The sequence below is a fragment of the Microbacterium sp. KU4F genome, from assembly GCF_056868075.1.
Map to the genome: position 1 here is coordinate 2144557 of NZ_CP200324.1, position 20598 is coordinate 2165154.

Genomic DNA, 20598 nt, shown 5'->3' on the forward strand with positions numbered 1-20598 from the left:
CCCGACGTCCCCCCGTGAGAGGGATCTCATTCTGTGCTAAGGATCGACGTAGGCTATGGCGGTGGATACGACGCGCATCGCGGAGGCGATCGTGCGCCGCTTCGCCCGCCGCACGAATCTCATGATCGCCTCGCGCACCGTGCGGGTCGACGCGTCGCCCGCACATCGCGCCGTCGCCGAGCGACTCACGACTCTGCTGCACGATCTGGGTGCGGTCGTCACGACAGGCTCGGCCTCGGATGCGGGGATGCTGCGGTTCGACTTCACGGCGCTCGCCGCCGACGCGGACCCCACGGACGTGCCCGTGCTCCTGGGCGGTGCGCCGCTGCCCGAACGGCCCGATGCCGCCGCACGCATCGCCTTCGCCGCGGCCCACATGCCGGTCTCCGCCGCCCTCGCGGATCAGATCGACCTCACCGGCCTCCGCATCGGCGTGTGCATGGTGCTCGAGCCGAAGACGGCCCAGCTGGCGCTTCTGCTGTGCTCCCGCGGAGCCGACGTCGCGGTCTACGGGCACCCCGACGAGACGGATGCGGCCGTCGCCGCGGCGCTCGCGTCGATGGGCATCCCGGTCGACGGCGGCGCCGATCTTTCGGGTCTCGAGGAGCGCTCGGCGGCCGAGCGCTTCCTGCGCCGCGGCTTTGACATTCTCATCGACGACGGCTCGCACCTCATCCGCCTCGCCCACGAGATCGACCCCGCGATCGCCGCATCCTGGATTGGTGCGAACGAGGAGACGACCTCCGGGCTCACGCCGCTGCGGCGCATGGATGCGGCGGGGCTGCTGCGCACCCCGGTCCTGGCTGTCAACGATGCCGCCGCCAAGACCCGGTTCGACAACCGGTACGGCACCGGGTTCTCCTGCGTTCTCGCGATCGCGGATCTTCTCGAGCAGCGCGGGCTGACGGTTCGCGATCAACCGGCTCTCGTCATCGGCTACGGCCCCGTCGGCGAGGGCGTCGCGGCATACCTGCGCGCCCTGGGCGCGACCGTCGCGGTGGCCGAGATCGACCCGGTGCGGGCCCTCACCGCGCGCCACGACGGCTATGCGGTCGGCCCCGCATCCGAGCTGGCGGACGGCGCGCTCGTCGTGTCGGCCACGGGCGTCGCGGGCACGATCGATGCGGCGATCGCCGAGCGTGCGGTGGCGGTCGCCGTCGCGGGTGGTGTCCCGGGGGAGGTGACGGCGGCAGCGGCCGCATCCGCCGCGCTCATGCTCGGCGGTGGCGGAGCGATCAACATCACCGCCGCCGAGGGCAACCCGATCGAGATCATGGACCTGTCATTCGCGGTGCAGCTCGCCGCCCTCGACCACCTGCTGCGCACCCGCCCCGGGGTCGGCGTGCACGCCCTCCCGCCTGAGATCGACGAGCGTGTGGGCCTGGCGGCGCTCGCCGCCCGCGGCGTGCGGATCGACGAGTCCACCGCGATCGCGGGTACCGAGGCAGACTGGCGCTCGGCCCGGTACGAGGGGACCCGCGGATGAGCGTCGTGCTGTACTCGGCCGATCTGGTGCTGCCCATCACCGCCCCGCCGATCCCGCAGGGGGCGATCGCCGTCAGCGGCGGCCGCATCCGCCACGTCGGAGACCGGGACTGGGTGCGTCGCGAGCTCACCGCCCGCGGCGCCTCGTTCACCGAGGTGCACTGGCCGGGCGTGCTCCTGCCGGGACTCGTCAACGCCCATTCGCACCTGCAGTACACGGGAATGGCCGAGGTCGGACGCGGCAGCTACCGCGGCTTCGAGGACTGGGCGGCGGCCTTCGACCCGGTCTACGAGCGCGGGCACGACTGGAAGGCGGATGCGGCAGCCGGAGCGCGCCAGGTGATCGAGGCGGGCACGACGGCGGTCGCCGACATCGTGACCGACGCGCCCGCCGCCGGTGTGCTGCACGACGCGGGCCTTCACGGCATCACCTACTGGGAGGTGATGAGCTGGACGAACGCCGACTGGGCGGCGACCGGCAGAGCGCAGGTCGAGGCGGCGCTGGACGCGCTTCCCTCCCCGCCCGGCACCGGGCTCTCGCCCCACGCGCCGTACTCGCTCGACGTCGAGCCGCTGCTGGAGATCCCCGATATCGTGCGCGAGCGCGGCGGCCGCATCCATCTGCACCTCGGTGAGGCCGCGTTCGAGCGCGAGTCGGGCGCTCCGCATCCGATGCCGTGGCAGGAACGTCGCGCCGGCAGCTTCCGCGAGCTGCGCGGCGACGGCTTCGGCACGGGCGCCACGGAGTTCGTCGACCAGCTGGGTGTGCTCGGGCCGGACTGTCACATCGCGCACGGCGTCTACATGACCGCGCGCGATCGCGCGCTGCTGCGCGCCCGCGGTACCTCGGTGGCGCTGTGCCCCCGCTCCAACGCGGTCATCGGCCTCGACGAGCCTCCCGTGGCGGCCTACCTCGCCGAGGGCAACGGCATCGCCGTCGGCACCGACTCGCTCTCCTCGAGTCCCTCGCTCGACCTGCTGGCGGATGTGGCGGCGCTGCACCGCATCGCCCGGGCGCAGGGCTACTCCGACCGCGGACTCGCGGCGCAGCTGCTCCGGGCGGCAACCCTCGGCGGTGCACACGCGATGGGCATCGACACCGGCCCCGATCGCACCGGCTACCTGGCGGTCGGAGCCCTCGCGGACCTCGCCTTCATCGACATCGCCGTGACGACGATCGACGACACGATCGAGCACCTCGCCACCGATGGCGCGGGTCACGCCGCCGCCACCGTGATCAGCGGCGGGTTCCGGCACACGACCCCGTCCTTCACCGAGCACACCGGAGTCAGCGCATGAGCACCCGCCCCGCCACCGCCGTCACCCTCGATCTCGCCCCGCATCCCGAGGGCGGCTGGTTCCGTCGGATGTGGACCGCGACCGCGGGCGTGGAGACGCCGGCCGGTCCGAGGCCGGCAGCCACCTGCATCCACTACCTGCTGACCCCCGGCGAGCACAGCGCGTGGCACGTCGTGACGAGCGACGAGATCTGGCTCTGGCACGGACCCGGCACCCTCGAGCTGAGCTTCGGGGGCGACGGCGAGGAGCCGATCGCAGAGCGCACCGTCACCCTGGGCCCGGACCTTTCGGCGGGACACCTGGCGCAGGTGACGGTGCCGGCCGGCGTGTGGCAGTCGGCCCGTCTCGGCGGCGAGGTCGAGGTGCTCGTCAGCTGTGTCGTTTCGCCAGGTTTCAGCTTCGAGGACTGGCGCCTCGCCCGTGATTTAGGCTGAGCGCGGCGTCGGACACAGCAACCCGCCGACGCCCGACCCGACACCCCCTCTTCCTGCTTGGAGTCCCCGTGATCACGACCTCCCGCCTCCGGCGTCTGACCGTCGGCGCCGCCCTCGGCGCCGTCGCAGCGCTCGCCCTGACCGCCTGCGCCTTCGCCGGTGAGTCCGCTCCGGCCGCATCCGAGGACGGATCTCTGCCGACCCTCACCGCGGGCAAGCTCACCATCGCGACCGGTGAGCCGGCGTACGACCCCTGGGTCGTCGACAACGACCCCTCCAACCAGAAGGGCTTCGAGTCGGCCGTGTCCTACGCGCTGGCGGAGAAGCTCGGCTTCTCGGCCGACGACGTCGTGTGGGTGCGTTCCACGTTCGACAGCGCGATCGCGCCCGGGCCCAAGGACTGGGACCTCAACATCCAGCAGTTCTCGGTGACCGACGAGCGCAAGCAGGCCGTCGACTTCTCGTCGCCGTACTACACGACATCGCAGGCCGTCGTGACCTCGGACACCTCCGCCGCAGCGAACGCGACGACGATCGACCAGCTCAAGGGCTACACGGTCGGCGTCATGAGCGGCACGACCAGCTACACCGTCGCCGCCGAGGAGCTCGGCACCGACAAGCTCAGCGTCTTCAACAACAACGACGACGTCGTGCTTGCCTTCCAGTCCGGCCAGATCGACGCTTTCGTGATCGACTTGCCCACCGCTTTCTACCTCGCGAACGCCGAGCTCGACGGCGGCAAGATCCTCGGCCAGTTCGCCGACACGACCGGCGGCGACCAGCTCGCCTACGTGCTGCCCAAGGGTTCGGAGCTGACCGACCCCGTGTCGAAGGCGCTCGACGAGCTCCGCGCGGACGGCACGCTCGACGAGCTGCAGAAGACCTGGCTCAGCGAAGCCGTCGACGTTCCGGTCCTCGGCTGAACATGACCACGACCGACGCCGCGTGGCAGCCGAGCGAGCTCGAGCTCGCCCGGCGCGCCACGCGGCGCCGGCAGTCCACGAAATCGGTGCTCATCGCGCTCGCGAGCACCGTCGTCTTCGTCGGCATCGTCGGCTACGCGGTCGTCTCCAGCCCCGGCTGGGAGGACGTGCGCCGCAGCTTCTTCGACGTCGACATCGCGCTCGCCGCCTTCCCCTCGGTGCTTGCCGGGCTGTGGGTCAACATCCAGGTGCTGCTGGTCGCCGCCCTCGCCGTCGCCGTGATCGGCACCCTGCTCGCGGTGATGCGCTCGCTGCGCGGGCCGGTCTTCTTCCCGCTCCGCGCGCTGGCGACCGTCTACACCGACCTGTTCCGCGGCATGCCGCTGCTGATCGTGTTGTACCTCGTCGGGTTCGGCATCCCCGCCCTCGGCATCTTCGGGCGCGTGCCGGTGGTTCTCTGGGGCACCATCGCGATCGTGCTCACCTACTCCGCGTATGTGGCGGAGGTGCTGCGCGCCGGTATGGAGGCGGTGCACCCCTCGCAGCGGATCGCCGCCCGCTCGCTCGGACTCAGCCATGCACAGACCCTGCGCATCGTCGTCATCCCCCAGGGCGTGCGCAAAGTCGTGCCGGCCCTCATGAACGACTTCGTGTCGATGCAGAAGGATGTGGGACTCATCTCCGTCCTCGGCGCCGTCGACGCCGTGCGTGCCGCCCAGATCCAGGTCGCCGCCACCTACAACTTCACCCCGTACATCGTCGCGGGGCTCCTGTTCGTCGCCATGAGCCTGCCGATGATCCGGCTCACCGACTGGGTCTCGGCCCGCCTCGCCCGCCGCGAGCAGACCGGAGGTGTCGTGTGAGCGTTCTCGACGTCATCGGCGTGCGCAAGGACTTCGGCGACCACCAGGTGCTGCGCGGCATCGATCTCAGCCTCGCCCAGCACGAGGTCGTGGTGCTCATCGGCGCCTCCGGCTCCGGCAAGTCGACACTGCTGCGCACGATCAACCTCATCGAGCGCGTCGACGACGGCCGCATCCTGCTCAGCGGCGACGACATCACCGATCCCACGGTCGATCAGGATGCGGTGCGCGCCCGCATCGGCGTCGTGTTCCAGCACTTCAACCTCTTCCCGCACCTCCGCGTGATCGACAACGTCACGCTTGCTGCGCGCCGCGTTCACGGGGTGCCGCGTGAGCAGGCGCGTGCGCGCGGCATGGAGCTGCTCGAGACGCTGGGTCTCGGCGCGAAGGCGCGTGAGTTCCCCGACCGCCTGTCGGGCGGGCAGCAGCAGCGCGTCGCGATCGTGCGCGCGATCATGACCGATCCCGAGCTCCTGCTGCTCGACGAGATCACGAGCGCGCTCGACCCGCAGCTCGTCGGCGAGGTGCTCGATCTGGTGCGCGAGCTCAAGACCCGCGGCTCCACCATCCTGATGGCGACGCACGAGATGTCGTTCGCACGCGAGGTGGCCGACCGGATCGTGTTCATGCAGGGCGGCACGATCATCGAGCAGGGCACCCCCGCGCAGGTGTTCGATGCTCCGCAGCATCCGGAGACGATCCGGTTCCTCGAGCGCGAACGCCGCGGAGGCGCCCTCGCCTGACCCGCGCCGCCCTGCGCGCGACTTGAGTGCGCTCGAGGAGATCACCTCCGCTCGAGGGACCGACGTGCGTTCGAGGGACCGACTCTTCTGTTCGAGGGACGCGTCTTGCGGTCCCGGGACCGGAAAGCCCGCACTTCGGGTCCCTTGAACGGGGGGTGGGTGCGTTGAAGGGACGCGTCTTGCGGTCCCGGGGCCGGAAAGCCCGCACTTCGGGTCCCTCGAACAGGGAGAGGGCGGGTTCGAGGGGCACGTCTTGCGGTCTGGGGTCAGCGGGGGAGGGAGAAGAGGAAGACGAGCGCCAGCACGTAGGCGCCGGCGAAAGCCGCCAGGATGAGTAGGCCCTTCACGAGCTCCCGCTTCTGCCGCAGGCGCCGACCGCCGGCGGCGACGGCGGTCGGCGGGGTGACCAGAGGAGGCAGCGGCTCGGCGGATGCGGTCTCCGGCAGCTTGTCGTCGCGCCAGCGCGTCCACCGGTCGAGCTTCTGCGTGACGGCGTCGACAGTGGTCATCAACCAGGTCCAGGTCTCCGGGTCCGTCGTGACCAGGGGTCGCTTCGCGTACAGGAACAGCCAGTCGTCGACGATCTCGACGTCCAGCTGGGCCGCGTTGTCGATGAAGCGCGCCATGATGTCCGGCGTGAAGAGATAGAGCGCGTCGCGTTCGTAACCCTCTGGGCAGTACAACGCGAAGTACTGGTCGAACTCGCCCTCGAGGCTCAGGCGCTGCTCGGGGCCGAGCGTGACGGGCAGGTTGGACTGTCCCCACAGGCCGTTGTTGCCCAGTGCGTCGAGCACGATGTTCGGCAACACGGTGTCGAGCTTGATGGCCACGTAGCCCCAGGGATACCTGGAACCCGGCTGCGTCGAGTAACGATAGTTCGCGAACTCGACGAAGCGCCCGCTCTCGCGGCGAAGGACCGGGAAAGCAGCGCGGAACTTGCCCAGGTGGAAGATGACGCCCGGAAGATCGCGGTCGATCTCCTTCCACTCGTTGACGAGCCCGTTGGCCCGCGCGAACATGTCGGTCCGGTACTTGAACACCTGGTGCCGCTCGACAGCTTCACCGACCAATCTCCACCCGCCGGCAGCGAGCAGCACGGCACCGATCAACGGCAGCACTCCCCAGAGAAGCGTGACCTCGAGGGATTCGCCCACGAGACCGACGAAGACGACGAAGAGCGCGAAGGCGGTCCCGCCCACTCCGACGAGCAACATCGCGTTGCCGAGGGTCCCGTCGTCGGGCCCCGTCCTGGTGGGATTCCTCCGGGTGAACTCCTTCAGCTGGGCGGGGTCGATCGGGTCGGTGAGCGGCGTCGTGTCCAGGGTCATCGGTTGACCGCATCCGCATCCCACTGCAGCGACGAGCCCGCCGGCAGCGGGAGCGCTTCGAGCGCGGGGTCGGCGCACAGGGCCTCGATCAGCTCCGTGTCGCCGCCGACGATCGTGGAGTCGAAGTCCACCTCGGTGGCCAGCACCCACGACCGGTCCGACGGCCACATCAGCGACGGGGATGCGGCGAACTGCGCGAATCCGGCGCGCTCCAGCTCCGTATCGCGCCACGGGACCTCGTGCGGCCAGGTGGGATCGGCGAAGACGTCCAGCGGGCCCCAGAACAGCACGTAGTCGCGTCCGGGCAGCGACAACCGTGGCCCACGCGAGACGCCGTCGTCGAGGATGCCGGGCTGCCAGCTTCTCCTTCGCGTACGGGCGATTGAAGGGGTCGTGTATCGCGTGGGCCAGCATCTCCTGGTGTCGCTCGAGGTCCGGCTCGTCGGACGAGGAGGAGAGGAACGCTCGCGACGGTGCGATCCCGAGATGGCCGACCAGGCCGCCCCAGCCCTCCCATACCGCGGCGTATCCGACGGCGGTGCCGCGGGCGTTGAGGTGCCGGCCGATCACGGCGAGTGTCGCCGCATCCAGCTCGCCCTCGCGCGGGGCGTCGTACTCCCACCCGTCGTCGGAGCGCGAGCGCGCGCCGTAGACCGGCCCGTCGACCGGTGCGCGGCCGACCAGCGCGCCCCACTGCGCCGTCGGGTGTAGTTCTGTGCCGAAGGATGCGGCGGCGTCACGCCACCGGGCGGTCTCGGTGTCGATCTCGGGCTGGGCGTCGGCGAAGGCGTCCCACGCACGACGATGCTCGTCCTGCGGAAGAGGCGGCCACGCCATCCCGACCGGACGCGACCGGGTCGTCGGGTGGAACACGCGGGCATAGGCGGCGAAGCCGCGGGGAACGACGTCGTGCATCGTCCCCTGCCACGGATCGTCCGTCCGCTCGCGCAGCCAATCGCCGACAGAGACGTCCGGGGTCCACTCCATGCCGCCACGCTACCGGCCGCGATCAGGCCCGGATGCGGCGGCGAGCCGCATCCGCTAGACTTCTGAGGTTGTCTGGATACGTCTGTGTCCCGGCACGTGCATTACACCCTCCTGCTACCGGGAAGTGCCCGGCAGCCGTTCTAGTCCGAAGGAGGTGGGTTAGTGACGCACTCGCACCAGTACGAGCTCATGGTCATCTTCGACCCCGAGATCGACGAGCGTCAGGTTGCCCCCAACCTCGACAAGTTCCTGAAGGTCATCACCAACGATGGCGGTTCGGTGGACAAGGTCGATGTCTGGGGCCGTCGTCGTCTCGCGTACGAGATCCAGAAGAAGTCCGAGGGCATCTACGCCGTCGTCAACTTCGTCGCCACGAGCGAGGCCACCCAGGAGCTCGACCGTCAGCTGAAGCTGAACGAGTCGATCCTGCGCACCAAGGTCCTCCGCGCCGAAGAGGCGATCGCTCAGGTCGCCGCCGAAGCCAAGCGCTCCGAGGAGAAGGCAGCCCGCAAGGCCGCCGCTCCCGCGAAGGCAGCAAAGGCCTAAGGCTCATGGCCGGCGAAACCGTCATCACCGTCGTGGGTAACCTCACGGCCGATCCCGAACTGCGTTACACGCAGAACGGGCTCCCCGTCGCGAACTTCACGATCGCCTCCACGCCGCGCAACTTCGATCGCGCGTCGGGTGAATGGAAGGACGGCGAAGCGCTGTTCCTTCGTGCATCGGTGTGGCGTGAGTTCGCCGAGCACGTTGCGGGTTCGCTGACGAAGGGAAGCCGCGTCATCGCGACCGGCCGCCTGAAGCAGCGCTCCTACCAGGACCGTGAGGGCAACAACCGCACCTCCATCGAGCTCGAGGTCGACGAGATCGGCCCGAGCCTGCGCTACGCCACCGCTCAGGTGACGCGCGCGGCCGGTGGCAACAGCGGTGGTGGCGGCGGACAGCCGCGTGCCCAGGTCGCCGACGAGCCGTGGGCGACCCCCGGCTCGCCTGCCGGCGGCAACAACACGGCGAACGGTGCCGACGCATGGGGCGCCCCCGGCGCCTACGGCGACGACACCCCGTTCTGACAACACACTTCTTTTTAAGGAAACAACATGGCTGGAAAGTCGAGCGGCGACCGCCGCAAGCCGCGGAAGGGCGCGAAGAACGCTGCTCCCGCGAAGGCGATCCGCGTCGGCGTCATTGACTACAAGGACGTCGCCACGCTTCGCAAGTTCATCTCGGAGCGTGGAAAGATCCGCGCCCGTCGTATCACCGGTGTCTCGGTGCAGGAGCAGCGTCTGATCGCCCGCGCGATCAAGAACGCCCGTGAAATGGCGCTCCTGCCCTACGCTGGCGCAGGCCGGTAAGGGGTACCGACATGGCAAAGCTGATTCTCACGAACGAGGTCACCGGGCTCGGTAGCGCCGGTGACGTGGTCGAGGTCAAGAACGGGTACGCCCGCAACTACCTCATCCCCCAGGGCTTCGCTGTCGCGTGGACCCGTGGTGGCGAGAAGCAGGTCGCGTCGATCCGCGCTGCCCGCGAGGCTCGCGCGATCCACGACCACGAGGACGCCGTCGCACTGAAGAACGCTCTCGAGGCCGACAAGGTCAAGCTCACCGTCAAGGCGGGCGCTGAGGGTCGTCTGTTCGGCTCGGTCAAGACCGAGGACGTCGCCAACGCCGTCAAGACCGCCGGTATCGGCGAGATCGACAAGCGCAAGGTGCAGTTCACGTCGCCGATCAAGTCGGTGGGTGTGCACGAGGCCACGGTTCGTCTGCGCGACGACGTGACCGCCGTGATCTCCCTCCAGGTGGTCGCCGCGAAGTAACGCCTTCAGGGCATGCCGGATGGCGGGGAGTCGATGAGACTCCCCGCCATCCGCCGTTGCCACCCTCAGATCCGAGCGTGACGGCGGCGGGCGATGAGCGCGATGAGCGCGCCGAGCCCTGCCAGGAGGAAGGCGCCGAGCGCGAGGCCCGTCACATCCGCTCCGCCCGTCATCGCGAGCGAGCCGTCAGCCGTCCGGGCGCCGGCGCTGACGACACCGGTCACCGCAGCGGGGCTTCCGTTCGCACCGGGCGTTCCCGGGGTACCGGGGGTTCCGGGCGTTCCCGGGGTGCCGGGCGTGCCGGGCTCTCCGGGCGTGCCGGGCTCTCCGGGGGTGCCGGGCTCACCGGGGGTGCCCGGCTCACCGGGCGTTCCGGGCTCGCCGGGGGTGCCCGGCGTGGTTCCCGGGTTCTCGGTGGTCGAGTCGCCGGTCACCGAGATGGCGTTGCCGCCGAGGGTGATCGGCGCGGTGATGGGCAGACCCAGCTGGGTGCCGCCCAGGATGCCGTCCTCACCCGAGGTGAGCGCCGGGACCGTGCCGCTGCCGGTCGGAGCGACCGTTGCTGCGTCGGTGGAGGTGCTGTCGCCCGTCACCGAGACGGCGTTGCCGCCCGCGGTGACCGGAGCAGCGATGGGTGCGAGCACCTGCGTGCCGCCGAGGATGCCGTCCGTGCCGTCCGTCATCGCGCCGTCGGTGCTGCCGGAACCGGTGGTTCCGGCAGCCGTGGTGGCGTCGGCGGTGGTGCTGTCTCCGGTGAGGGAGATGGCGTTGCCGCCCACGGTCACGGGAGCCGCGATCGGGGCGACCGCCTGCGTGCCGCCGAGGATGCCGTCGGTGCCGTCCGTCATCGCGCCGCCCGCGCTGCCCGACCCGGTGGATGCGGGTGCCGTGGCGGCGTCGCTGCTCGTGCTGTCGCCGAGCAGCGAGATGGCGTTGCCGCCGACCGTCACCGGGGCGGTGACGGGTGCGACGACCTGGGTGCCGCTGACGGCACCGTCGGAGCCGCCGGTCATCGCGCCGTCCGCGCTGCCGGATTCGGTGGTTCCCGTGGCGGTGGTGGCGTCCGTGGTGTCGCTGTCACCGAGCAGCGAGATGGCGTTGCCGCTGACGGTGACCGGGGCGGTGACGGGTGCGACCACCTGGGTACCGCCGGCGACGCTGTCGGTTCCGTCGGTGGTGGCGGGCGATCCCGCATCCGACGTCGGCGCGGCGGGAGCCGTCTCGGCGCCGGACGACGTGCTGTCGCCGGTGAGCGAGATGCTCGTGCCGCTGACGGTGACGGGGATCGTCACATCGACCAGCGCCTGAGTGCCGCTGGCGATCCCGTCGGTGCCTGACGTCTCGTTCGAGCCCGTGCTGGCCGTGGGCGCGGCCACCTCGGTCGCCGCATCCTGCGACGCGGAGTCTCCCAGCAGGGAGATGGCGTTGCCGCTGACCGTGACGGGGACCGCCACGTTGATCAGGCCCTGGGTGCCCGAGAGCAGGCCGTCCTGCCCGTCTGTCTCGGCCGCGTTGGCGACCGTTGCTCCGGCGATGGCGATGCCGCCGCCGATGAGCGCTCCGAGGAGCACTCGCTTTGCGAATGTACGCATGATTCTGTCTCCTGATTGATCGATTCGGACCGCGCGCAAGCGCGGATGCACGCGAGCGTGCAGGGATGTGTCGCGTGCGAGACGCGACCCGAATCGGTCAGTCGGGGGCGACGTCGGTGTCGAAGACCGGGGATGAGGGAAGATCATCGTCGCCGTCGCGGGGAGCGACGGCCGAGCCTGCAGAACCAGGCCACGCGGAGCTCTCCACCCATCCGAGGGCGAAGCTCAACGAGCCAGAGGAGGAGCCCGAAGAAGACGAGCCGGAGGGCGCAGAGCTCTCCCAGGGAGCCGCGTGTCCGGGAAGCGGCGGTGCGCCGAAGAGATCCAGGCTGCGGGCGGGCGCGGCCGCACTCGGCGTGGCGAACGCGGCTCCGCCGGCTCCCGCGACGCTCGCATGGCGCGCGTCCACCGTTGCTGTCAGCGCGGCCACGAGGGCTGCGGTGGCCGCTTCCTGCGTCGGGTGAGGACTCGCGCCGGGCTCGGCCACCTCATCCGTGCCCGGAAGGGGAACGGACGGGACGACTCCCCCGTTCGTCGGCTGACCGGGCGTGCCGATGACGGTGCCGACCGTGTCGTCCACCGAGCCGACCACACCGGGAACAGCGCCGACCACGCCGGAAACGACGCCCACCACGCTCGGAAGGTCGATCGCGCCGACGACGTCGGAGACGACGGGAACCGGCTCCACGATCCCACCCACCCCGTCGACGACCGGCTGCACGACGTCGGTGACGACGGGCTGCACGATCTCTGTGACGACGGGCTCGACGACGGGCTGAAGCTCCGGGACGACCTCGGGCACGTAGGCGACGGTGTCCGACACGGCGGTCGTCACGGTCGAGACCGTCTGCGAGGCCGCATCCGTCACGGGGGCGACGGGCGGAAGGATGTCGCCGACGGCGCCCGTCGTCGCGCCGACGAGGTCTGACGCCGCGCCTGTGATGCCGCCCACGAGCCCGATGAGGCCGCCGCGATCGTCGTCGTCCGCGTGCGCGGAGGAGGTGGAGGTCAGCACGGAGACGCCCGCCCAGAGCAGGCCGACGCCGGCGGCGAGCAGGAGAATCCGGCCCGCGCGTCGCGATGATCCGTTCACTGACTCGTCCACGTCACCCCCTGTGCGTCACTGGCAGGTCAGTTGTGCCCGGCAACTTACTGGTACGTCGGCGTGTCGCAGGGGGGCTTGCGCAACGGCGGAAAAAGTGGCAGTCGGCTTCTCTTCGAACAGGTCATCGGGCGGCTGCTCCTGTGCACAACTCGGGTCGATTCGCAACCTTAAAGCATGACTTCAACCACATGACATTCCGCGGGTGTGGGTAACGAGAATACCCCGGTCAGAAGCAATAAAACTCGCAGCACGAGACCGAGGTTATCCACTTATCCACAGTATCCGTCCACAGGGTGCGCGGCGTTTCGCGCAATTTCCCCACAGGGTTATCCACAGGGCCGTTTGCGTGTCGAATGAGCCGACTTTAGCGTGGGGGAGGCTTCAGAGCCGGCCCGAGAAAAGGGCCCGCGTGCGTCAGGGGAGACGCGATGTCGGAGGCGGGTGATGTGCTTACGCATCGTCCGTTTTCGTGTGCGCGGGCGCGCGGAACGCGGGTCGATCACGTTCGAACAGCGACGCCTTCCGGCGCCAGAGGGGAGTGTGGGCACTCGTGTCCATCGCCGACATCCCAGCGGACCGCCTCGAGCCCCGACGCGAGTACGAACGAACGCCCCCGCATGACGTGCTCGCCGAGCAGAGCACCCTGGGCGGCATGCTCCTCTCGAAGGATGCGGTGGCCGACGTCATCGAGAGCCTGCGCGGCGCGGACTTCTATGTCCCGAAGCACGAGCTGATCTTCGAGGCCATCCTCACGCTCTACTCGCACGGCGAGCCGACCGATGTCATCGCCGTGACCGACGAGCTCATCAAGACCGGTGACCTGCAGCGCGCGGGTGGCGCCGACTACCTGCACACGCTCACCTCGATCGTTCCGACCGCGGCGAACGCCGGCTACTACGCCTCGATCGTCTCCGAGCGGGCACTGCTGCGCCGCCTCGTCGAGGCGGGCACGCGCATCGTGCAGATGGGCTACGCCGGTCAGGGTGAGGCGACCGAGATCGTGAACTCGGCTCAGGCCGAGATCTACTCGGTCACCGGAACCGAGACCACCGAAGACTACGTTCCCCTGACAACGGCGGTGGATGCGGCCGTCGAGGAGATCGAGGCCGCTCGCGGTCGCGACGGCTCGATGACGGGTGTGCCCACGGGCTTCGCCCAGCTCGACGAGCTGACCAACGGCCTGCACGGCGGTCAGATGATCGTCGTCGCCGCCCGCCCCGCCATGGGTAAGTCGACCCTCGCGCTCGACTTCGCCCGCGCGGCCGCGATCAAGCACAACATGCCCGCGATCTTCTTCTCGCTCGAAATGGGCCGCAGCGAGATCGCCATGCGTCTGATGAGCGCCGAGGGCGCCATCCCGCTGCAGAACATGCGCAAGGGCACCCTCGACCAGCGCGACTGGACCACGGTCGCCGCCACCCGTGGCCGCATCAACGACGCGCCTCTGTACATCGACGACAGCCCCAACATGACGCTCGTCGAGATCCGCGCCAAGTGCCGACGCCTCAAGCAGCGCGTCGGGCTCAAGATGGTCATCATCGACTACCTGCAGCTGATGACCAGCGGCAAGAAGGTCGAGTCGCGCCAGCAGGAGGTCAGCGAGTTCTCGCGTGCGCTCAAGCTGCTCGCGAAGGAGCTGCAGGTTCCCGTCATCGCTCTGTCGCAGCTGAACCGTGGTTCCGAACAGCGTCAGGACAAGCGCCCCCAGGTGAGCGACCTGCGTGAGTCCGGCTCGATCGAGCAGGACGCCGACATGGTCATGCTGCTGCACCGCGACTCGGTGTACGACAAGGACGTGCGCCCCGGCGAGGCCGACCTCATCATCGCGAAGCACCGTAACGGCCCGACCGCGACGATCGAGATCGCCTTCCAGGGCCACTTCTCGCGCTTCACCGACATGGCTGCGGGGATGTAGCGGGGTTCGATCAGCGCTACGAAGCGGCGCCGTGGTCATCTCTCCCCGGTAGTCAGCGATTCGCGCCCTCGTCCTCCCAGAGGCGGGGGCCGGCGCCCTCGCTGCCGAGGGCGTCGGCGGGGTTCTGCAGCGAACAGGTCCGCAAGCTCAGGCAGCCGCAGCCCATGCATCCGGTGAGGTCGTTGCGCAGACGTTCGAGTGAGCGGATGCGGCTGTCGAGTTCCTCACGCCACATGCGGGACAGGCGGGCCCAGTCCTTCTTCGTCGGCGTGCGGCCTTCCGGAAGCGAGTCGAGCGCGGTGCGGATGTCCGCGCATCGGCGTCCGCCGGCGGCTCGATGGCGGGCGGGAACACGCCCCACTGCCGCCACTCGTCCGCGTGCGGGGTGACGTGCTCGTTCAACCCGGCGATCAACTCGGAGGAGAGGTGGAACGGGATGCCGAAGTGCTTTGCGATTGAGTACGCCTGGAAAGCGCGGTAGGTCGCGAGGTGCGCGAAGCCTTCGTCGGCCGGGTAGTCACCGTAGGTGAAGCGGAAGGTCTCGGCGATCTGGCCGGATCGCACCGCGGCCGTCGCCGTGTCGTTGAGTGCGTCGTACGACGCGATGGGGTCGTCACCCAAGAGGTCTGCGTCTGCGTACGGGTCGCCGTCGGCGGCTGCGCGGCCGGCGAGGACATCGGGAATCCAGGCTTCGTCGTAGGCATGTCGCCCGAGGATGCCGAGCAGCGTGGGTGACTCGAGCTGGCTCCACTCCTTCGGCACGGGCGCGGAGAAGTCGGCGGGATCGAGCTGATCGATGACCTCGCGCAGCGCGGCATCGGCGTGCAGGAACAGTTCGGCTGGAGTCATGGCGATGACGGTACTCCGGGGGTCCGGCATCGACCAGACCAGGAGCATCTTTTCCCTACTCGGCGGTTTCCGCATCCCGCCGGGCGAGGTGTTCGGAGCGCAGGATCGCCCAGACCTGCTTGTCGTGGAAGACGCCACCGTTCCGCCACGCGCCGCGGAGGGTGGCTTCGTGCCGCATCCCTACGCGTTCTGCGACCGCCGCGCTCCGGACGTTGTCGGCGCGACACCGCCACTCGGCGCGGTTGAGCCCGCGATCGAGCAGCGCCCAGTCGAGGAGCGCGGTCACCGCGCGCGTGACGAGTCCTCGTCCCTCGTCGGCCGGCTCGAGCCAGCACCCGATCTCGCAGACTCCCGCTGCGGCACTGAAACTCACGAACATGACGCCGCCGCGCAGCACGCCGTCGACCCAGATCCCGTACAGACGCCCGCCGTCGGCTGCGGCCGAGTTCGCGTAGCGGGTAAGGGTCGCCGCGGCGCCCTCGATGGAATCCGTCACGAACGACGGTCCGACCCAGGGGCGGATGAACTCTCGCGCCCGGTCGAGATGGTCAGCGAACTCCTCGGCCTGCCAGATCTCGAGGGGGCTCAGGTGGGCGGTCGCATCGAGCTCATGTCGGAACATGAGACCAGCGTTGCATAACGAGTGTTATGTCGTCCAGACTGAGCGAGTGACGAGATCGGATGCGTACCGGCAGCGCCGCGAGGACGTGGCTGCGGCGGTCTGGCGCGTCCTCGACCAAGCGGGGTTCGCAGGCTTGTCGATGCGCGCGGTCGCCCGCGAACTCGACGCGACCACCGGCATCGTGACGCACTACTTCCCGTCGAAGCGGGAGCTCACGAGCTTCGCGCTCGAACTCCTCGCCCAGAGATCGGCAACACGAGCACGCCCCGCCACCGCCACGGGGCCCGCCGACCTGCGCTCCGCGCTCCTCGACATGCTCCCGCTCGACGCTGTTTCGCAGACCTCGAATCGCATCTGGATCTCCTCCTGGGACGCCGCTCTCGCCGACGAGCATCACGCCGCGGAGCACGCCGATCGCTATCGGGCCAGTCGGGCGAAGGTTGCCGGCCTCGTCTTCGAGTTCCTTCCCGAAGGCGAACGCGACGACGAGCGGGTCGACCGCGTCACCGAGACACTGCACTCATTCGTGCTCGGCCTGACGGTTCAGGCGGTGCTCGACCCCGCCGCCTATCCGCCGGAGCGTCAGATCGCGCTGCTCGACGGCCTCCTCAGCGACCTCGGGATGCCGCCTCACTGAACTGCGGCTAAGAACAGCAACCTCCACGAGGCACTTCAAAGTGCCTTTTGTAAGGCCCATCCGGATGACTCACAATCTGGTTACGAACCAGAAGTGAGGTATTGATCATGTCATCCAATGAGGCCCCGATCGTCATCGAAGTATGGGCTGACCTCGGCTGCCCGTGGTGCTACGTCGGCAAGCACCGGCTGCAGCGAGCGATCGACGCACGCCCGGATGCCGATCGGTTCGAGGTGAAGATCCGATCCTTCGAACTCAACCCGAACGCTCCGCACACGCCGGAGATGATCGAGAGCGCCTTCATCCGCTCGCATGGTGGGAACGCCGACGCCGTCCTGCAGGCCGAACGTCAGATCCAAGCGCTCTCGCAGCGGGAAGGCTTGCCGTTCTCGCTCGACCGGCTGAACGCCAACACCTTCGACTTCCACCGCGTCGCGCACTACGCGGATGAGGCGGGCAAGGGTCTCGAGTTCTTCTCCCGCGCCCAGGACCGCTTCTTCGCCGGGGAGGTCAACCCGTTCGACGCCGACGTTCTCGCGGAGGTCGCCGAAGAGGTGGGGTTGTCCGGCGAGCGTGTCCGGCAGGTCCTGGCGAGCGACGAGTACGCCGACGCGGTGCGCGCCGACACTCGGGAAGGCCAAGAGCTCGGCGACCAGGGTGTGCCGTTCGCGGTGTTCGGTCGCCGCTTCGCCGCTTCGGGCGCGCAGTCCGTCGAGGCGTACGCACGTGTGCTCGACACCGTCGCGGCGGAGAACTCGGAGGATGCCGCGTGAGCACGGATGCCAGCGCCAAGCCTGTACTGCAGACCGTGGGTGACGCGGATGCGGCGGCCTGCGATCCCGACGGGGATGCCTGCGCGCTCCCGGCTGTCATGAACTCGTGACCGCCGCACCCACACGTATCGACGAACCAAGGAACATCATGCCCACCATCGCCATCGTCGGGGCCGGCACCGGTCTCGGACTCTCCCTCGCCCGAACCTTCGGCGCGCGGGGCTTCAGCGTCGCGCTCATCTCACGCAACAAGACCAAGCTCGACGCCCTGGTGGCTGAGCTCGCCTCCGACGGGATCACCGCGGCAGGCTTCGCCGCCGACGTGCTCGACCGTCCCGCGCTGCGTGCAGCCCTCGAGTCCGCGAAGGCGCACTTCGGCGGCATCGACGTGCTGGAGTACTCGCCCTCCGATGCGTCCGCCGGACCTCTCGCGCCCGTCGACATCCGCGATGCGACTCCCGAGAACGTCCAGCCGCAGATCGAGTACTACCTCTACGGCGCGATGACGGCGGCCGACGTCATCCTGCCCGACCTGCTCGCGTCCGGCGCCGGCACGCTGCTGTTCACCACGGGCGCCGGCTCGCTCTATCCGGTCGCCCAGTACGGCAATGTCACCGCCGACGGAGCCGCGCTGCGCAATTGGGCGCTCAACCTCGGCCAGGCGCTGTCGGGAACCGGCGTGCATGTGGCCCACGTCGCGATCGCGCTGATGATCGCCGACCAGGCTCCCGCGCCCGGCGTCGACTTCCTCCCGGCCGACGACATCGCGCCCCTGTACTGGGATGTGCACCACACCCGCGCGGTGCACGAGCTGGTCGTCAAGAAGTGACCGGATGCGGGACGTTCGTCAGCGCAGCGCGAGCGCCCCGGTTCCTCGTCCGACCCCGGTGATCTCGTGCTCGCGACGACTGGCGGCGACAGCGGGGTGGTGGGTCGCCGCCCACCCGGCCAGCGCCATGACGGCATCCAGCAGCGACCGCCCCAGCTCGGTCAGCTCGTACTCGACCCGGGGCGGCACCTCGGGGTACGCCGTACGGGTGAGCAGGCCGTCCCGCTCCAGCGCCTTCAGGGTCACGGTGAGCATGCGCTGCGAGATGCCCGGGATGCTCGCCTGCAGGTCGGAGTAGCGCAGCGGCCCCCCGCCGAGCGTGCTCACGACCAGCACCGTCCACTTGTCGCCGATGCGATCGAGCACCTCGCGGATGAACCCGCTCTCCTCCGGCCACGCCCGACACGGACCGCTGATCGTCCTCGGTGACGCCATCTTCCGACCTCCTCTGTAGCCGACATATTCATCATCATGTTGCCACACGATCAGTGCGCAACATGCTGAAAGGACCGTAAATAACAACCCTCCTCGTTCTCGGCGGCAGCGGCCGCACCGGTATCCACGTGCTGCAGCAGGCCGCCGAGCGCGGTCACCGCGTGCGCGCGCTCGTGCGCAGTCCCGAGGCACTCGATGCCCCCGCCGGAGTGGAACTGATCGCGGGGACGCCGGCGAACATCGACGACATTCGCCGCGCAGCGGACGGTGTCGAGGCCGTCGTCAGCGCCCTGAACAACTCGCGGGCCAGCGACAACCCCTGGGCGAAGTCCGTCAGCCCGCCGAGCTTCATGACGGATGCGACGCGCGACACGCTCACGGTGATGAAAGAGAACGGCATCCGCCGGATCTCCGTCGCATCCACCGTGGGCGCAGGCGACTCCTGGCCGACGCTCAACCCGCTCTTCAAGGCACTGATCAAGATCTCCGGCATTCGTCACGGCTACAACGACCACCATGGCGTGGATGCGGTGATCCGCTCCTCGGACGCGGAGTGGGTGCTGGCCCGCTCGGTCGCCCTGAGCGATGCGCCGCCGAGCGGGCCGCTTCGCGCCGCGCTCGCCGGCACGGAGAAGCCGGGCATGAGCGTCAGCCGCGCCGAGGTCGCCCGATTCCTCCTGGACGCCCTCGAGGACGACACGTGGCTGCGCCGGGCTCCGCTGATCTGGAACGCCCGCGCACCGCGCGGTTGAGTGCTCTCCGCACCCACACGACACCACACTGAAGAGAAGGAACCCCTCCTATGTTGATCGCCTACTGGATCGTCGCCGGTCTGCTCGCCCTCGCCTACCTCGCCGCAGGGGCCATGAAGACATTTCGTTCCCCGGACGCCCTTGTCGCCTCGGGCATCGGCTGGGCCACTGACGTTCCCCTCGCCGCCGTCCGCGCGATCGGAGTCGTCGAGGTGCTCGGCGCGATCGGCCTGATCCTGCCGCCGCTCACCGGAAGCGCCCCGATCCTGGCGCCCCTCGCCGCGATCGGACTCGTGCTCGTTCAGCTCGGTGCCGTCGTCTTCCACCTGCGCCGCGGCGAGGCGAAGGTGGTGCCGATGAACCTCGTGCTCCTGCTGCTGGCCGTCGCCGCGGCGGTACTCGGGTTCATCGTCTGGGCGTGAGCCCGGGCGTCGATCAGCGCGAGTGGCCGACCGCCCGCCGCATCAGGGTGACCTGGAGCGGCAGCCGCACGAGCGACACCGCGAACGCGGCCCACGCCTTCAGGGTGCGCCGACGAGCGGCGCGACGTCCGAGATCGATGCTCATCTGCGCGTTGGCGGGCCAGACGGCGGCGAGCACCACCGCGCTCGCGCGCCCCGCGGCCACACGCGTCGCCGGTATGGCGAGACCGGCGGCGCACGCGAGCTCGGCGACGCCCGAGACCAGCACGAGCGCCGTGTCCCACCGCCGAAGCGCGTGGGGGATGATCGGCGTGAAGACGCCCGGCCGTACGAGATGGATGACGCCCGACACCGCGAACGGGACCAGCACGATCCACGGGATGGTGGCTGTGGGCTTCTTCGCGCGACGGGTCATCAGGCCATTGTGAGGCTGCTCGCGCGGGATCGGAACTCGTAAGACGTCGACGCGTCGCCATCCCTTCCCGCAAGCACAATGGACGAATGCCCCGCATCCAGCTGGCCGGAACCCTGATCTGCACGAATGACGAGCAGGCGGCGATCGTCGCGACGCACCTTTCGCGTCACATCGAGCTCACGCGGGCGGAGTCGGGCTGCATCCGATTCGACGTGACGCCCACGGCCGACCCGTTGGTGTGGGAGGTGGCGGAGCTGTTCGCCACGGCGGAGGCGTTTCGCGCCCACCAGGAGCGCGTGGCGGCGAGCGAATGGGGTACCGCAACCGCGGGGATCGAGCGGAACTACACGATCGTCGAGCTCGCCAACTGAGGT

The 20598-nt window shown here is 69.5% G+C and carries 25 protein-coding genes; 17 read left to right on the plus strand and 8 right to left on the minus strand.

Annotated elements, in window-relative coordinates:
• Nucleotides 1-61 precede the first annotated feature (61 nt).
• From AC1VNH_RS10930 to AC1VNH_RS10955, 6 genes are all read left to right on the plus strand, one after another.
• Entirely contained in the window at nt 62-1486 is a 1425-nt protein-coding gene (locus AC1VNH_RS10930; RefSeq protein WP_483111381.1) for an adenosylhomocysteinase, read from the plus strand.
• Nucleotides 1483-2784 (plus strand): amidohydrolase family protein, encoded by a 1302-nt coding sequence (locus AC1VNH_RS10935; protein ID WP_483111383.1) that lies wholly within the window; start codon nt 1483-1485, stop codon nt 2782-2784. Before AC1VNH_RS10930 ends, AC1VNH_RS10935 begins: the two co-directional genes overlap by 4 nt.
• Entirely contained in the window at nt 2781-3218 is a 438-nt protein-coding gene (locus tag AC1VNH_RS10940; protein ID WP_243226308.1) for a cupin domain-containing protein, read from the plus strand. Before AC1VNH_RS10935 ends, AC1VNH_RS10940 begins: the two co-directional genes overlap by 4 nt.
• A gap of 68 nt (nt 3219-3286) precedes the next feature.
• Nucleotides 3287-4141, plus strand: coding sequence for an ABC transporter substrate-binding protein (locus AC1VNH_RS10945; RefSeq protein ID WP_483111385.1), 855 nt, complete (start codon nt 3287-3289; stop codon nt 4139-4141).
• Nucleotides 4142-4143: 2 nt separating this feature from the next.
• On the plus strand, nt 4144-5004 hold the full coding sequence (locus AC1VNH_RS10950) for an amino acid ABC transporter permease (protein WP_243226310.1): 861 nt from the start codon (nt 4144-4146) through the stop codon (nt 5002-5004).
• Nucleotides 5001-5747, plus strand: a complete 747-nt coding sequence (locus tag AC1VNH_RS10955) for an amino acid ABC transporter ATP-binding protein (RefSeq protein ID WP_234074058.1) — start codon at nt 5001-5003, stop codon at nt 5745-5747. The genes AC1VNH_RS10950 and AC1VNH_RS10955 overlap by 4 nt, the downstream gene beginning before the upstream one ends.
• Before the next feature lie 266 nt (nt 5748-6013).
• On the opposite strand, the gene AC1VNH_RS10960 is transcribed toward AC1VNH_RS10955, so the two are convergent.
• Both AC1VNH_RS10960 and AC1VNH_RS10965 read right to left on the minus strand, forming a co-directional pair.
• Nucleotides 6014-7075 carry a hypothetical protein gene (locus tag AC1VNH_RS10960; RefSeq protein WP_483111388.1) on the minus strand — a complete coding sequence of 354 codons (1062 nt, stop codon included), beginning with the start codon at nt 7073-7075 and terminating at the stop codon, nt 6014-6016.
• On the minus strand, nt 7072-7389 hold the full coding sequence (locus tag AC1VNH_RS10965; protein ID WP_483111390.1) for a hypothetical protein: 318 nt from the start codon (nt 7387-7389) through the stop codon (nt 7072-7074). Before AC1VNH_RS10965 ends, AC1VNH_RS10960 begins: the two co-directional genes overlap by 4 nt.
• Nucleotides 7390-8251: 862 nt before the next feature.
• Here AC1VNH_RS10965 and rpsF point away from each other — a divergent pair.
• Genes rpsF through rplI form a run of 4 tightly spaced genes read left to right on the plus strand, consistent with a single transcriptional unit; the run spans nt 8252 to nt 9878 of the window.
• Nucleotides 8252-8608 (plus strand): 30S ribosomal protein S6, encoded by a 357-nt coding sequence (gene rpsF, locus AC1VNH_RS10970; protein WP_137419238.1) that lies wholly within the window; start codon nt 8252-8254, stop codon nt 8606-8608.
• 5 nt (nt 8609-8613) lie between these two features.
• Nucleotides 8614-9132, plus strand: a complete 519-nt coding sequence (locus AC1VNH_RS10975) for a single-stranded DNA-binding protein (protein WP_137418535.1) — start codon at nt 8614-8616, stop codon at nt 9130-9132.
• Nucleotides 9133-9159: 27 nt separating this feature from the next.
• Entirely contained in the window at nt 9160-9414 is a 255-nt protein-coding gene (rpsR, locus tag AC1VNH_RS10980) for a 30S ribosomal protein S18 (protein WP_137418536.1), read from the plus strand.
• An 11-nt stretch (nt 9415-9425) separates the two neighbouring features.
• A complete protein-coding gene (rplI, locus tag AC1VNH_RS10985) occupies nt 9426-9878 on the plus strand; it encodes a 50S ribosomal protein L9 (protein WP_137418537.1) in 453 nt (150 codons plus the stop codon).
• Between the two features lie 65 nt (nt 9879-9943).
• Here the strand turns inward: rplI and AC1VNH_RS10990 are convergent, their stop codons facing one another.
• Nucleotides 9944-11470 carry a hypothetical protein gene (locus AC1VNH_RS10990; RefSeq protein WP_483111393.1) on the minus strand — a complete coding sequence of 509 codons (1527 nt, stop codon included), beginning with the start codon at nt 11468-11470 and terminating at the stop codon, nt 9944-9946.
• Between the two features lie 97 nt (nt 11471-11567).
• A complete protein-coding gene (locus tag AC1VNH_RS10995; RefSeq protein ID WP_483111395.1) occupies nt 11568-12575 on the minus strand; it encodes a hypothetical protein in 1008 nt (335 codons plus the stop codon).
• 550 nt (nt 12576-13125) lie between these two features.
• Between AC1VNH_RS10995 and dnaB the strand changes: the two genes are divergently transcribed.
• Nucleotides 13126-14490, plus strand: a complete 1365-nt coding sequence (dnaB, locus tag AC1VNH_RS11000; RefSeq protein WP_137418539.1) for a replicative DNA helicase — start codon at nt 13126-13128, stop codon at nt 14488-14490.
• A gap of 52 nt (nt 14491-14542) precedes the next feature.
• Here the strand turns inward: dnaB and AC1VNH_RS11005 are convergent, their stop codons facing one another.
• Nucleotides 14543-14860: a MerR family DNA-binding protein gene (locus AC1VNH_RS11005; protein WP_483111397.1), complete on the minus strand. Its 318-nt coding sequence runs from the start codon at nt 14858-14860 to the stop codon at nt 14543-14545.
• Nucleotides 14861-15394: 534 nt separating this feature from the next.
• A complete protein-coding gene (locus tag AC1VNH_RS11010; RefSeq protein ID WP_483111399.1) occupies nt 15395-15961 on the minus strand; it encodes a GNAT family N-acetyltransferase in 567 nt (188 codons plus the stop codon).
• A gap of 46 nt (nt 15962-16007) precedes the next feature.
• Between AC1VNH_RS11010 and AC1VNH_RS11015 the strand changes: the two genes are divergently transcribed.
• The 3 genes from AC1VNH_RS11015 to AC1VNH_RS11025 all read left to right on the plus strand — a co-directional run bounded on the left by AC1VNH_RS11015 (nt 16008) and on the right by AC1VNH_RS11025 (nt 18200).
• Nucleotides 16008-16598, plus strand: coding sequence for a TetR/AcrR family transcriptional regulator (locus tag AC1VNH_RS11015; protein ID WP_483111401.1), 591 nt, complete (start codon nt 16008-16010; stop codon nt 16596-16598).
• 107 nt (nt 16599-16705) lie between these two features.
• The gene (locus tag AC1VNH_RS11020) at nt 16706-17371 is read left to right on the plus strand and encodes a DsbA family oxidoreductase (RefSeq protein WP_483111403.1); all 666 of its coding nucleotides are present in this window, start codon (nt 16706-16708) and stop codon (nt 17369-17371) included.
• Between the two features lie 148 nt (nt 17372-17519).
• Nucleotides 17520-18200 carry an SDR family NAD(P)-dependent oxidoreductase gene (locus tag AC1VNH_RS11025; protein ID WP_483111404.1) on the plus strand — a complete coding sequence of 227 codons (681 nt, stop codon included), beginning with the start codon at nt 17520-17522 and terminating at the stop codon, nt 18198-18200.
• Nucleotides 18201-18218: 18 nt separating this feature from the next.
• On the opposite strand, the gene AC1VNH_RS11030 is transcribed toward AC1VNH_RS11025, so the two are convergent.
• The gene (locus AC1VNH_RS11030; protein WP_483111406.1) at nt 18219-18635 is read right to left on the minus strand and encodes a winged helix-turn-helix transcriptional regulator; all 417 of its coding nucleotides are present in this window, start codon (nt 18633-18635) and stop codon (nt 18219-18221) included.
• 80 nt (nt 18636-18715) lie between these two features.
• Between AC1VNH_RS11030 and AC1VNH_RS11035 the strand changes: the two genes are divergently transcribed.
• Both AC1VNH_RS11035 and AC1VNH_RS11040 read left to right on the plus strand, forming a co-directional pair.
• Nucleotides 18716-19387 (plus strand): NAD(P)-dependent oxidoreductase, encoded by a 672-nt coding sequence (locus tag AC1VNH_RS11035; protein ID WP_483112721.1) that lies wholly within the window; start codon nt 18716-18718, stop codon nt 19385-19387.
• Nucleotides 19388-19437: 50 nt separating this feature from the next.
• Nucleotides 19438-19809, plus strand: a complete 372-nt coding sequence (locus AC1VNH_RS11040) for a DoxX family protein (RefSeq protein WP_483111407.1) — start codon at nt 19438-19440, stop codon at nt 19807-19809.
• A 13-nt stretch (nt 19810-19822) separates the two neighbouring features.
• Here the strand turns inward: AC1VNH_RS11040 and AC1VNH_RS11045 are convergent, their stop codons facing one another.
• The gene (locus AC1VNH_RS11045; protein ID WP_483111409.1) at nt 19823-20224 is read right to left on the minus strand and encodes a DoxX family protein; all 402 of its coding nucleotides are present in this window, start codon (nt 20222-20224) and stop codon (nt 19823-19825) included.
• 86 nt (nt 20225-20310) lie between these two features.
• Here AC1VNH_RS11045 and AC1VNH_RS11050 point away from each other — a divergent pair, with 86 nt between their 5' ends.
• A complete protein-coding gene (locus AC1VNH_RS11050) occupies nt 20311-20595 on the plus strand; it encodes a putative quinol monooxygenase (RefSeq protein ID WP_483111411.1) in 285 nt (94 codons plus the stop codon).
• The last annotated feature ends 3 nt before the right edge of the window (nt 20596-20598 follow it).